Raw genomic sequence first — 14052 nt, 5'->3', positions numbered from 1 at the left:
CCCAGAGAGATTAAGGATTTGGAAAATAAATAAATAAATAAAATAGATTATCTAGTATATACGGTAATGACACCCGTAGTCTTGTCTTTTAATTTTAACTCTTTATTCGTTAAATTCATAATATCCTGTGTTTGCGTGATATTATTAACTACCGTAGTTAAATCGTTATGCGATCTTGAATAAATTCCTCCTGTTTCAGTTAATGCACAAGCCGAAACTGTACTGTCATAATCCCCAACAATTAAGGTATTGTCTATTTTAAGCTGTAGGTAATCTCTATCACATCCTGATGTATTTTGCGGTGCATCAGTAAGTACTTCCTGTCCGTTGACAACTGCTCCTATCTGACTCAAGTTATATTTTCCTTCGAGTGGAATTATTGTCTCTCCCTCGTTATCGTCGTTACTGCAAGATGCTGCAAATAGTCCAAAGCTTAAAGCTAATACGTAAAATATTTTTCGATTTTTCATGATATGATTTGTGTTTAAATTATATAGGCTAAATTAGACACAAAGTGTTTCATGAAAGTTTCAGAATTTTAAAAATCCTTTACATAATTCATATTTAAGACGTAAAAACGTATTTTTTACCCTTTTTTATTAACATAAATGCAAAAAACCTTCCGAAATCGCAATTCCGAAAGGTTTTTCTATCTACAAATTAACACTCTTTATTTATCTCCAGCCGCCACCTAAATCTTTGTAAACATTGACTGTAGCGCTCAGCTGATCTTTCTTCGTTTCTATTAATTCCAGCTTAGATTCCAGTGCATCTCTCTGGGTCATTAATACTTCGAAATAATCTACACGTGCTGATTTAAACAAATCATTAGAAACATCAATAGATCTGTTTAATGCCTCAACCTGCTGTGATTTTAAATCATAACTCTTTTCTAAATTTTCAATTTTAGAAAGATGGTTCGAAACTTCTATATATGCATTCAAAACCGTTTTATCATAATTGTACAAAGCCTGAAGCTGTCTTGCATTTGCATTTTTAAATTCTGCTTTTATAGCATTTCTATTTATTAGCGGGGCTACAATATCTCCTGCTAAAGAATACAAAATCGATTCTGGAAAAGTAAACAAGTAAGAAGGATTAAAAGCATTTACACCTACTGCTGCTTTAATATCCAATGAAGGATAAAATTCTGCACGTGCTACTTTTACATCTAATTTAGAAGCTGTTAATTCCATTTCAACCTGTTTTACATCCGGACGGTTTGCCAATAATTGAGATGGAATCCCGGAACTTACTGCCGCTGGCATCAAACTTAAAAAGTCAGTACGCTCTCTTTTGATTTCCTGCGGATACTGCCCAACCAAAAAGTTGATCTTATTTTCTGTTTCTTTTATTTGCTGACGAATATCAAATTCCAGGCTTTTTGAAGTTAAAACCTCAGCCTGAAATTTCTGAACTGCCAATTCTGTCGCTCTGGCAGCTTGCTTTTGCACTTTTACGATTTCTAACGCATTCGACTGCAATTCGATATTTTGTTTTACAATATCCAGCTGACTGTCCAATGCCAGTAATTCATAATAGGAATTAGCAATCTCAGCTATTAAACTTGTCACTACGAAATTCTTACCTTCAACTGTAGATAAATATCTTGTTACCGCTGCTTTTTTAGAATTGCGCAGTTTTTTCCAGATATCCACTTCCCAGTTAGCATAAGCAGCAATGGCAAAATCACCAAGCGGATCCGGCATTTCTTTTCCCGGTTTAATCTCTGTCGAAGCATCACCCGCTCCCTGACTTGTATATCTTCCTACTTTCTCTACTCCTGCTCCCGCACGTATTCCTGCTGTTGGCAACAAAAGCCCTTTTTTGACACGAATATCATTCTTAGCAATTTCAATTTCCTGTAGTGTAATCATTAATTCCTGATTATTCTTCAAAGCCAAATCGATCAAATTAACCAGATTTTGATCTTTAAAGAAAGTTTTCCATGGAATACTCGCTATGCTTGTGGTGTCTTTGCTTACATTGGTTACATTAAAAGACTCCGGAACAGGATTGCTAGGTGTTTCTCTTGTAGCCGTTTCAGGCGCTTTGCAACTCACCACAGCAAGACAAAGTCCTAACGCAATACTATGTTGTAATTTAAATTTATACATGATTGTTGTCAATTTCTTCAGTTAATGGATTTTCTTCTTCATACTTCGTCAATTTGTGTTTCTCCGCAATTTTCGCAAAAATGTAATACAATCCCGGAATAACAAATACACCACAAATAGTTCCGATAAGCATACCTCCGGCTGCTGCGGTACCAATAGTTCTGTTTCCAATTTTACCCGGACCTGTAGCAAAAACAAGCGGCAACAATCCTGCAATAAAGGCAAACGAAGTCATCAAAATAGGACGGAATCTTTCTTTTGCACCTTCCATAGCAGATTCAAATACTGATTTTCCGGCTGCATGTCGCTGTATCGCAAACTCTACAATCAATACGGCATTTTTACCCAATAATCCGATAAGCATAACCATAGCCACCTGAGCATAGATATTATTTTCTAATCCCATGATTTTCAACAATAAGAAGGCACCAAAAATACCCGCAGGTAAAGAAAGGATAACAGATAATGGCAAAATGAAACTTTCGTATTGTGCTGCCAAAACCAAGTACACAAATCCTAAACAAATAAGGAATACCCAAATTGCCTGATTTCCTTGTGCTACCTGATCGGCAGATATACCTGCCCAGTCAATATCATATCCTCTTGGCAGTTTTTTAGCCGCTACTTCCTGAATTACTTTAATCGCTGTACCACTACTGTAACCTTCTGCAGCTCCACCACTAATTTGTGTAGAAGTGTACATATTATGTCTGGTAATTTCAGAAAGTCCGTATACTTTTTCTAATCTCATAAAAGCTGAAAAAGGAACCATTTCGTCACGATCATTTTTTACATACAATTTTAAAATATCATCTGGCTGTGCACGGTATTCCGGTGCTGCCTGAACAATAACTTTATAATTGATTCCGTACTTGATAAAACTAATTTCGTAGTTACTTCCAACAAGTGTTGACAACGTGTTCATGGCGTTTTCGATCGAAACTCCTTTTTGCTGTGCCAAATCATTGTCTACCTTCATCATAAACTGAGGGAAACTAGCACTAAAGAAACTAAACACTCCATTCAACTCCGGACGTTTGTTTAATTCTTCTACAAATTCTTTATTAACCTCTTCTAGTTTCTTGTAATCATTAGAACCTGTTTTATCCAGCAAACGAAGTTCAAAACCTCCCGCAGCTCCGTAACCAGGTACAGCAGGTGGCTGAAAGAATTCGATATTAGCACCCGGAATATCGGTACATTTTTCTTCTAGTTCCTCCATAATCTCCTGTACAGATTGCTTACGATCGTTCCAGTCTTTCAAGTTGATAAGACATGTTCCTGTATTGGCTCCTGTACCTTCAGTTAAAATCTCGTAACCTGCTAAAGAAGAAACTGATTTTACACCCTCAATCTTTTCCGCTATTTTTTGTACTCTTACTGCAATATCATTTGTTCTCTCTAATGAAGAACCTGGAGGAGTCTGAATAATAGCGTAGAACATTCCCTGATCCTCATTCGGGATAAATCCTGAAGGAACGCTGCTGCTTATTAACCATGTTCCTGCACAAAAGCCTAAAAGGGCTACAATAGTAATCGCTCTTCTGTTTACAATTTTACCTAATACGTTTTGGTATTTACCCTGAGCAAGGTTAAACTTATTATTAAAACCATCTATAAACATGTTTACAGGGGTTTTCTTTTTAGGTTTACCGTGATTGTTTTTTAACATCATCGCACAAAGTGCCGGTGTCAAAGTCAAAGCCACAATACCAGAAAGTATAATCGCTGTTGCCATCGTGATAGAGAACTGTCTGTAAAATACTCCAACTGGTCCGCTCATAAACGCCACGGGAATAAATACCGCCGCCATTAAAAAGGTAATCGCAATGATAGCTCCTGCAATTTCATGCATTGCTTTCTTTGTTGCTTTAAAAGGAGAAAGATGTTCTTCTTCCATCTTAGCATGCACAGCCTCAATTACCACAATCGCATCATCGACCACGACCCCAATCGCGAGCACTAAAGCAAATAGTGTAATTAAGTTCAATGAAATATCAAAAACCTGCATAAATATAAAGGTTCCTATCAGCGAAACCGGTACAGCAATTGCTGGAATAATGGTCGAACGCCAGTCACCTAAAAACAGAAATACAACTAATCCTACCAGGATAAAAGCTTCTACAAGTGTGTGAATTACTTTTTCGATAGAAGCATCTAAGAACTTAGAAACGTCATACGAAATTTCATAATCCATTCCTTTTGGAAATCTTTTCTTTATCGTTTCTAATTTGCCTTTTACATCCTCGATAACCTGATTCGCATTACTTCCAAAAGATTGTTTTAGTACAATAGCAGCAGATGGTCTGCCATTCAAATTAGAATAAATATCATACATCGAGCTTCCAAATTCAATTTTGGCAATGTCTTTTAAACGTAAAAGTTCACCGTTACTGTTCGACTTTACTACAATGTTTTCATATTGTTCTTTGGTGGTAAAACGTCCTGAATATTTCAAAACATATTCAAATGCCTGGGAACGTTTACCGGAACTTTCACCCGTTTTTCCAGGTGATGCTTCTAAACTCTGACTTGATAATGCTTCCATTACTTCATCAGCAGAAATTTTATAGGCTAACATACGATCCGGTTTTAACCAGATACGCATTGCATATTCACGTGTACCTAAAATATCACCTGATCCAACTCCGTTTACCCTTTTAAGTTCAGAAAGTACGTTAATATCAGCATAATTGTATAAGAACTTCATGTCGGTATTTTTGTCCGTACTGTAAAGATTCACATACATCAACATACTTGGTACCTCGCGTGTAATCTTAACCCCTTCTCTCACTACAAGTGGTGGAAGTTTATTGGTCACAGAAGCTACACGATTCTGCACATTAATAGCAGCCTGATTGGGATCTGTTCCTAAATTAAACACAACTTTGATACTAGCCTCACCGTCATTTCCGGCATCAGAAGTCATATATTTCATTCCGGGAACACCATTTAAAGCTCTTTCTAACGGAATAATTACAGATTTAATCATTAATTCTCCATTAGATCCAGGGTAATCTACGGTAATATTTACCATTGGAGGAGAAATAGATGGGAATTGCGTGATAGGTAAACCCAACACTGAGAGTACTCCCAAAAAGACAATCACAAGCGATATTACTATCGACAATACGGGTCTTTGAATAAATTTATTAAACATTTTTATATTTTTTTAATGATTAAACCTATTCTGCTTTTAAGCGTAAATTGTTCATTACTACTTTAGGAGATAGAAATTCAAATTTAATTTTGTCATTCTCTTTTACTTTCTGAACTCCATCAAGTAAAATTTTATCATTTTCTGTAAGTCCTTTGCTCACTACATACAAATCTGGTATTTCACCTGTAATAGAAATTTCTTTTGAACTTACTTTGTTGTTTTTATCTACAACAAATACGTATTTTTTATCCTGTATTTCGTAGGTTGCTTTTTGCGGAATTACAATGGCATTTTTAAGCGGAACAAGCATTTGCACTTGTCCTGTTTCTCCATTTCTTAGCAGTTTTCCTGAATTGGCGAATCTTGCTCTAAAAGCAATATTTCCGGTTTCATTGTTAAATTCACTTTCTATAACCTCAACATTTCCTTTGTATTCAAAAGGTTTTCCGTTTGCTAAAATCAAACTTACTTTGTTGTCTGCACGGTCTTTAACTTCCGTTTGGTATTGCAGATATTCCGGTTCAGAAACATTGAAGTAAGCAAACATCTGTGAGTTGTCTGAAAGGCTTGTCAGCAATTCACCTTCGTCAATAAGACTGCCTAATTTTAACGGGATTCTGTCTATTGTTCCGTCAAATGGTGCTTTGATTTCGGTAAATGATAAATGTAATTTTGCCAAAGCAACCTCAGCTCTGGCAGCCTGAAGTTTAGACTGCGCCACTGCCTGCTCGTTGCGTGAAACGATATTTTTATCGGCTAATGTTTTCGCATTTTGCAACTCAATCTCAGCAGATTTTTCTTCGGCTTGCGCTTTCAATAATTCCGCTTCATATACTTTAGGCATAATTCTAAATAGAATCTGACCTGCTTTTACAAACTGACCTTCGTCAACATAAATGTTTTGTAAAAATCCTTTTTCCTGGGCACGCAATTCGATATTTCGTACCGATTTAATCTGAGATACATATTCTTTGGTAAATGAAGTGTCTATTTTTACAGGACTGGTCACTGTAAATTTTTCTTCTTCCTCTGGTTTTTCTTTTTTTGATGTACAACTGGTAAAGCACAACAAGGCAATTAAGCCTGTTAAAACGACAATTTTTTTCATGGTATGTATTTGGAAATTAAGCTATTGAATTAAGGATATAGAAATCCCTTAAGATGCAGAAAATCACCAGTTGCCAGAATAAAACGTGAACCGAAAAAAAATGAAGAAGTAAAATAAGAAGTATTCTAAAAATACAGCTCATACTTATACAAGATCACGCTATTGGTAACCGATGTATAATACAATCAGATTCTTAAAACTCGTTGAGTAAGATAAATTGGATTTGACTGACCACAAGATGGTCCTAGAATTTCAAAAAGACTATAAGAGTTTGATGCATTGTGACATGAGAATGTCAAATACAAATCATTTACTAAGCTATAATTTGCTGTAAATGATTTAACGACAATTTTATCATTTAGATCGTCATTACCAAAATGCTCTTCATCAGTATCAAGATTGGCTTCTTCAATTATAGAAGTGCCTTTTTCCTGATTAGTAAATTTAATGCGGTGTCTTTTTTCAAGATGAGGATGAGAGTGTGTTTCAGCATTGAGATATTGCCCTCCGCCTAGCAGAAGGAAATTCATAAATGCTAAAAATACTATTAACTTTCTCATATTCGATGCGAAAGTAATAAAAGATCGGAATAAAAAAAATAAAATAAGAAAGTCTTAACATGTGTTAAATCAGCGAAAACGTTTTCTTCTAAGCAGTCCTTTTATTTCTTTTAACAGCAGTCTGATTTTAAGGTGTTTTAGAGCAAAACTTCCATAATAGTAAATTCCTGTCCTTCTTTGATAAAAGTTTGTTTAAGATCTTCCATTCCAAATTTTTCGTAGAACTTTTTTTTAGCAACTCTTGCATTGCACCAAATTCTCTTTACTTTTTTTTCTCTTGCTTCTTCAAAGACGTACACCAATAGTTTGGAGGCAATTCCCTGATCTTGATAATTTTCTACTGTTGCTAATTTACGAAATTGCATTTCATCATCCTGAATAAAACACGAAACAATTGAAACAAGAGACTCATTTACAAAAGCACCATAGTGCAATCCAGATTCATCTTCTTCTAATTGTACAAATTCTAAAGGCTGGTCTGGCCACATTACACTATGTCTGATTTGCCAGGTTTCTGAGGCATTTATTTCTTTGATTATCATATTGCAAATAGTTTGTATTCAAATTTACACAATTTAATGTAATTTCCTACTTTAATTATTATAAATAAGCAAGATAAATCGCTCTATTTTTAATGAAAATATTTAATTTTATACTAAACTAAATTATTATCTCATGAAAAGAATTATCATCTCTATTTTACTATGTATCAGTGCAAATGGTTTTGCGCAATTGATACAATTTGGACCACAGGTTTCGTATAATATTACATCACCTATATCTGACGACTTTAGTTCTAAAAGTGCCGGAACCGGAATGGGTATTGGCGGATTTGCAAGAGTTAATTTATTGAGTTTTTACGGTCAGGCCGAAATTGGATACGTTAAATCAAAATTTAATGTTTCTCAGACTGGTATTAGCGAAACAGAATATGAACTTACCGGAACTGATGCTACAATACTGGCAGGTCTAAAAGTAGTTCCGTTAGGAAAGCTGGGAAATGTTCGTGTTTTTGCCGGTTATAATTGGAAAAGCTATTCTAATGTAAAAGTAAACACCAACATAAACTACATCGACATTGAACGTAACAATAGCAGTATTCTTGGCGGTGTTGGTGTCGATATCTGGAAACTAACTTTTGATTACAGATATCTGGCCGGATTTACTGATCTCGATCCGTCGGGCAGAAAGTTAAGAACTGCCGTTTCTAATTTTTCATTAGGATATAAATTCTTGTAAAAACACAAAAAAGAGAATTTAAATAGTATTAAATTCTCTTTTTTTGCTTTTTATAATTGGCATTACAACTATTTAACTCGTTTTACAGAAACCTGTGATACATTATCAGAATTTAAATCATTATTGTTTCCGTTCTTTATCGTAAAATCGAATTTATTACAGGCTCTGAACGAATAAGTATGATTTGCCCGCATAGGTTTGGAGGCTGTTAAAGTATAAGTCTGCAATTTATTTTTAGGTGTAGTACATTGCTCTTTTACACTTGCGACCCATTGCATAGCATTGTTATCCCAAATTCCGATTGTAGGTGTAGCTCCATAAGTGGTACTTAATTGTAAAGTCATATTGATTTGATACAATCCATCTTCTAAAACTTTAAATGAATTAGCTGAATCTGTTCCTGCATAACTGCTTTCATTATCTACAATTTCTTTATTTAAATTTCCGATAGGCACAGCGAATCCCGTCGTAGCAGAACTCATAAAATCGGATGTCATTTGCACAGTAACTTCCTGAGCTACTACATATTGTCCGTTTATGTATATAACAGATTTATTTTCTTTAGGAATTGATTCCTTCGTTTTCTTAGATAAAGATACTGTGTCACACAAGACTTCATGAACGGTACCCTCATTAAAAAAAACATCATTTTTTTTATTTGTTTTTTCAGTAACATAAGAAACTTTTTCTCTTTTAAGTGAATTATTTTCAGTAAGATCTTTAACCGATCTTTGAGGAGCAGTGCTCATTTGAGCTTGTAGTAATGCTGAATACAATAGTAATCCTAGTAATTTTTTACTCATATCTGTAATTATTATGCGTTTATTGCTTTCATAAAAAAAAGAAAACAATTAAAATAATTACTTTTAAATCATACCAATATAAGACCTTTTTTAAATGATAGAATTTCTACTAAAAAACCAATAACAACAAGCCTTTACAAGTAAAAAAAATAGCTTTTATCAATTTCAAAAAAAATCAGCTAAAACTTAATTAACGTCAAATTTAGAAAAAAGGCGAAAAAACAAAACTGCTAAATCTGATTTAACGATGTAACAAACTACTTTTTTTTAAACACTTAATAAAACATCAGGCGAGGAATTAAAACATTCAAATCCCCTGCCTTACATTACTATCCAACGATAAACTTAACGTAATCGTTTTAAAGAAATCTGGGTTATGGATCCTGAACCTGTTTTATCCTCACTTGACTTTTTCACAATGTAATCAGATAAATTTGCAACTCGAAAAGAAAAGGTATCTGAAGCTGACATTGGTATAGCAGTAATTAAAGTATAGGTTTGCAATTTATTTGTTGGCGCAGCGAAATAATCGTTTACCCTGGCAATCCACTTTCCTTTGGTATTGTTCCAGATTCCAACCACAGGACTGCCTCCAAAATTAGTAGCCAATTGTACATTCATATTAATCTGATAAATACCATTTGCTGAAACTTTAAACGAATTGGTTGCATTAGTTCCTATGTAGGCATTTTCATTATCCACAATTTCATCAGTTAGATTACATATTGGTTCTGTAAACGTGTAATCTCCAGCTTTTCCACTAAAATCTGCTGACATCTGCACTGTTATTTCCTGTGCAACTATATATTCTCCGTCAACAACAATAACAGTTCCTGTTGCTTTAGGAACTTCGCCAGCTACAGGTTCCCACGAAGCTGCTTCATTTGGTCCATTTGATTTAAGTATCTGATCAGGAAGACCAGGCGAGCCTTTTGTATAGGCATTTCCTCCCACTTTCATACTGTTTGTAATTTGCATTGTACCATTTACATGAAAGGTTTCCTGAGGTACTGGTGTACCGACGCCCTGTTGAGCATGTAACAAAGAAGAATACAATGACAACAAGAATAATATATTTTTCATTTTAGTATTTGTTGTATTTAGTAATTTATCTTAATCGTTTTAAACAAATCTGAGTTACAGGACCACTTCCTGTCCCGCCACTACTCAAATGTTTTATAGTGAAACCCGCACTACCATTACTTACTCTAAATGAATAAGTATTATTTTTTAACATTTTTATCGAAGTAATTAAGGTAAATGTTTGTAACTCATCTGTACGTGCGACAAAAACATCATTGACACAGGCGAGCCAAGTGTTATTTTTATCATCCCAAATTCCAACCACAGGATTAGTTCCATTTGTACTCTGCAGTTGCATATTCATCGTAACCTGATAAATCCCATCTGAAAAAATCTGAAAAGAATTGTTTGATCCATTTCCGATATAACTATCTTCATTGTCTATAATTTCATTATTCAAGTTTCCAATAGGTATCGCATCAGTCGTTTTCCCACTTCTAAAATCCGAAGTCATTTGCACTGTTATTTCCTGTGCTACTATAAAAGTTCCATCAACGGCAATTACTGTTCCGGTCGCTTTAGGAACTCCTGCTAATTCTCCCCATGAAGGCGCTTTATCAGGTCCATTCGATTTAAGAACCTGCCCCGGAAGACCTGAAGAACCCTTTGTATAAGCATCTCCTCCAAAGAAAATACCATTTGTAACTTGTAATGAGCCATTAACATGAAAAGTTTCCTGAGGCGTTGGAGTACCAACACCTAATTGCGCTTGCAATAACGAAGAATAGAGTAATAATCCGAGTACTTTTTTTTTCATTTTTTAGTGTTTATATAATTAAGTAATTATTTAATAAAATTTGACCTTGATTTTTTGCCTTGATTTTTTGCCTTGATTTTTTGCCTTGATTTTTCACCTTAATCTTTTTACAGAAACTTGTGAAACAGGCCCCGCTCCTGTCTCACCTCTGCTTAAATGTCTTATCATAAATGAGGAAGTATTAGCAGCTCTAAAAGAATAAATGTGTGTAGTCAGCAAGGGAATTGCGGCAATTAAGGTATATGTTTGAAATTCTTCAAAAGGCAAATCGAAATAGTCGTTTACACGTGCAACCCACTTTTCGAGCGTATTGTCCCAAACTCCAATTACAGGACTTGCTCCTCTATCAGTCGCTATTTGTATATTCATCTTAATTTGATAAAGTGCATCTGCCTCAACTTTAAATGAATTATTTGTTCTTGTTCCTCTATAACTACTGGTATTATCTATAATTACATTGGTAAGATTACCAATGATAGCAGGCGGTCCTCCTGTTGTAGAACCATTAGTAAAATCTGCACTCATTTGTACTGTTATTTCCTGTGCAACTGTAAAAGCTCCGTTAACAATTATAACTGTTCCTTCTGTTTCAGGAACTTTTGCTAACTCACCCCATGAAGGTGCCTTATTGGGCCCATTTGATTGAAGCACCTGCCCCCATTCACCGGATGATCCTTTTGTAGTAGCATTTCCTCCCACATAAATACCATCTGTAACCTGCAATGTGCCGTTAATATGAAGTGTTTCCTGAGGCGTTGGTGTACCCACACCCAATTGAGCATGTAGTACAGAAGAACAAAGTAGTATTCCAAATATTGCTTTTTTCATTTTTATGATCTTTATTACGTTTGATAACGCAGTTTTAAAAGTTATCGTAATCGTTTTACAGAAACCTGTGTTACAGGACCTTTACCTGTCTCACCACCGCTTAACTGCTTTATTGTAAAAGGTGCCTTATTACCAATCCTAAAGGAATACACATACGCCGGTGACAATTCTACAGAAGTCATTAAAGTAGTAGTTTGAAATTTATCAAAAGGGGCATAAAAATAATCGTTAACGCGTGCAACCCAAGTTCTTAAAGTATCATTCCATAACCCTATAGCTGGTACGGTACCGCTAGCAGTAGCTAATTGCAAATTCATATCTATTTGATAAATCCCGTCTGTCAGTACCCGAAACGAATTCGTCTTATCATTACCATTATAAGTATTACTATTATCGATAACTTTGTTATTTAAATTACCTATCAATAATGGAGTTGAAGATCCAGACAGAGCGGGTCCACTAAAATCTGCTGACATTTGTACTATAATTTCCTGTGCAACGATAAACTTTCCGCCTGCAACAATAACAGTTCCTGTAGACTCCGGAACTACAGGCAACTCTTGCCATGCAGGTGCTTCACCGGGCCCATTTGAACGGAGTACCTGACCTGCACTACCAGGAGATCCTTTTGAATTTGCATTTCCTCCAATATAAATGCCGTTCGTAACTTGTAAAGTACCATTAACGTGAAGCATTTCCTGAGGGGTTGCTGTACCAATGCCCAATTGAGCATGTAGAAATGAAGAATACAATAGTATTCCGTACATAATTTTGTCAATTTTTTTCATTTTTTATAGTTTAAATAAGTTTGATAATTGTAGTTCTACTCTAAAAAAAGGAAAAGACCAGTCTTATTACATTTAAATTATACCACAATAAGACATTTTTAATAATTTAGTAATCGTTTGAAAAAAGCCAGTAAATACAGCTGATATTGACTTATTTTGGTTACAAATTTTAAGCTGCATTTTTTCGTGCAGTTTACTTTAAGACGAAAAAAAGGGAACCTAAATCAGGTTCCCTTTCTAAATTCTGTAAAATATTTTTTTTGAAAATTAAATTAACTCCCATTTTTTTGTTTCAAAAAACGGAATCTAAAATGAATTTTTATGTACTTGAAAAAATTACTTAAGCAGCTTATCTAATTTCGCTTTTGTTTCGGGAAAGCTGCTGTCTAAACTCAGTACTTTTTTATAATTGGCAATTGCATTTTTTGCATCTCCATTTCCTTCATAATAGTCACCCAAAGAATCATACACATTTGGGCTTCCCGGATAATTTATCGTATTTAACTTGAATAAGTAAAGCGCCAGATCCTTTTCTTTATTAGACAGCGCCTGATAACCGTAAGCATTAACAACTTGTTCCGGCACATTTACTTTGTAACCTAAATGCTTTGAAATATTTTCGTAATGTTTTTCAATTTTAGTAAAAACGGTTTTATTAAAATTAATTCGTTCAGCAACAGAAAGCTTTAGTTCATTAAAACCAAAAATAAAACGAATAGCATCATAAGTAGCAATTAAGGGTACTGAACCATGACTGTCATCTTTGTAATATTTATATTCATATTGCAAATTACTTTTTTTGTTCTGAGCTAAAAAATCATTTAGATCAAGTGCTGCTCTAAAATGTCTCGTTACCATCGTAGTATCCTTTCGTGCTGTAGCAACATCCATCGTTGGTTCGATAGTATTCGCAACTCCTAAAAACAAAGAAACATTTGACAAGTTTTTAGTAGAAAGTTTTTGCGTCGTTTCTTTCAAAAATTGCTGGCGATTCCACCACATACTTGGATCAATCGCTACATACGAATTAAACAAAGCAGTATGATTGGTTATGATGTTCATTACAGTCAATCCGCCAAAAGAATGTCCAATAAGTGTTTTGTACGATGTTGTCGGATAAGTGGCATTGATATACGGAATCAATTCCTTTTCAAGAAATTCAGTAAACTTTTCACCACCTCCTGAAACCTCGCTAATATTTTTGTTTACAAACGGAGGATCAACTTTTGAATGTGTTGGAGTAAGATCACGGCTTCTGTTTGTGTTCGGAATCCCTACTACAATCATCTCAGGACAAAGCGTGTTGCCATTTATTTCGCTCAATTCCTCGATCATTCCCACAACCGAAAGAAAATGAGCATCACCATCTAACACGTAAACAACAGGATAATTTTGTTTTGAGTATCCCTTAAAACGGGCACTTCTTGGCAAACGCACCCAAATTTTTCTTTGTTCGTTTAAAACTTTAGAAGAAATACTGTCAATTGTTCCTATCTCTATCTTGTTATTATTTTGGGCAAATGCAAAAGTTGTAAACAGGAAAACAGCACAAAAAAACAAGATTTTTTTTCTGATAATATTAGTCATATGAATGTGGTAAGTTAGTTAA

At 34.7% G+C, this 14052-nt stretch carries 13 protein-coding genes; 1 reads left to right on the top strand and 12 read right to left on the bottom strand.

Features of this window, described 5'->3' with window-relative positions; all coding sequences use genetic code 11:
• Positions 1–47 precede the first annotated feature (47 nt).
• From B0A66_RS07700 to B0A66_RS07675, 6 genes are all read right to left on the bottom strand, one after another.
• Positions 48–470 (bottom strand): lipocalin family protein, encoded by a 423-nt coding sequence (locus B0A66_RS07700; protein WP_089049276.1) that lies wholly within the window; start codon positions 468–470, stop codon positions 48–50.
• Positions 471–674: 204 nt separating this feature from the next.
• A complete protein-coding gene (locus B0A66_RS07695; RefSeq protein WP_089049275.1) occupies positions 675–2117 on the bottom strand; it encodes a TolC family protein in 1443 nt (480 codons plus the stop codon).
• Complete coding sequence (locus B0A66_RS07690; protein ID WP_089049274.1) at positions 2110–5277, bottom strand: efflux RND transporter permease subunit; 3168 nt, start codon at positions 5275–5277, stop codon at positions 2110–2112. The genes B0A66_RS07695 and B0A66_RS07690 overlap by 8 nt, the downstream gene beginning before the upstream one ends.
• Before the next feature lie 25 nt (positions 5278–5302).
• Complete coding sequence (locus tag B0A66_RS07685; protein WP_089049273.1) at positions 5303–6385, bottom strand: efflux RND transporter periplasmic adaptor subunit; 1083 nt, start codon at positions 6383–6385, stop codon at positions 5303–5305.
• A 185-nt stretch (positions 6386–6570) separates the two neighbouring features.
• Positions 6571–6945: a hypothetical protein gene (locus B0A66_RS07680; protein WP_089049272.1), complete on the bottom strand. Its 375-nt coding sequence runs from the start codon at positions 6943–6945 to the stop codon at positions 6571–6573.
• A 137-nt stretch (positions 6946–7082) separates the two neighbouring features.
• Positions 7083–7487 (bottom strand): GNAT family N-acetyltransferase, encoded by a 405-nt coding sequence (locus B0A66_RS07675; RefSeq protein WP_089049271.1) that lies wholly within the window; start codon positions 7485–7487, stop codon positions 7083–7085.
• 133 nt (positions 7488–7620) lie between these two features.
• Between B0A66_RS07675 and B0A66_RS07670 the strand changes: the two genes are divergently transcribed.
• Positions 7621–8184, top strand: a complete 564-nt coding sequence (locus B0A66_RS07670; RefSeq protein WP_089049270.1) for an outer membrane beta-barrel protein — start codon at positions 7621–7623, stop codon at positions 8182–8184.
• Between the two features lie 68 nt (positions 8185–8252).
• Here the strand turns inward: B0A66_RS07670 and B0A66_RS07665 are convergent, their stop codons facing one another.
• The 6 genes from B0A66_RS07665 to B0A66_RS07640 form a co-directional block, all read right to left on the bottom strand.
• Positions 8253–8987 (bottom strand): hypothetical protein, encoded by a 735-nt coding sequence (locus B0A66_RS07665; protein ID WP_089049269.1) that lies wholly within the window; start codon positions 8985–8987, stop codon positions 8253–8255.
• A gap of 345 nt (positions 8988–9332) precedes the next feature.
• Positions 9333–10070, bottom strand: a complete 738-nt coding sequence (locus tag B0A66_RS07660) for a hypothetical protein (RefSeq protein WP_089049268.1) — start codon at positions 10068–10070, stop codon at positions 9333–9335.
• Between the two features lie 25 nt (positions 10071–10095).
• Entirely contained in the window at positions 10096–10827 is a 732-nt protein-coding gene (locus tag B0A66_RS07655; RefSeq protein WP_089049267.1) for a hypothetical protein, read from the bottom strand.
• Positions 10828–10920: 93 nt separating this feature from the next.
• Entirely contained in the window at positions 10921–11655 is a 735-nt protein-coding gene (locus tag B0A66_RS07650) for a hypothetical protein (protein ID WP_089049266.1), read from the bottom strand.
• Positions 11656–11696: 41 nt separating this feature from the next.
• Complete coding sequence (locus B0A66_RS07645) at positions 11697–12443, bottom strand: hypothetical protein (RefSeq protein WP_089049265.1); 747 nt, start codon at positions 12441–12443, stop codon at positions 11697–11699.
• A 336-nt stretch (positions 12444–12779) separates the two neighbouring features.
• On the bottom strand, positions 12780–14030 hold the full coding sequence (locus B0A66_RS07640; RefSeq protein ID WP_089049264.1) for an alpha/beta hydrolase-fold protein: 1251 nt from the start codon (positions 14028–14030) through the stop codon (positions 12780–12782).
• Positions 14031–14052: the final 22 nt, after the last annotated feature.

It is taken from the genome of Flavobacterium hercynium (assembly GCF_002217285.1).
GTDB classification, from domain to species: domain Bacteria; phylum Bacteroidota; class Bacteroidia; order Flavobacteriales; family Flavobacteriaceae; genus Flavobacterium; species Flavobacterium hercynium.
This window is presented reverse-complemented; position numbering and strand designations above follow the sequence as displayed.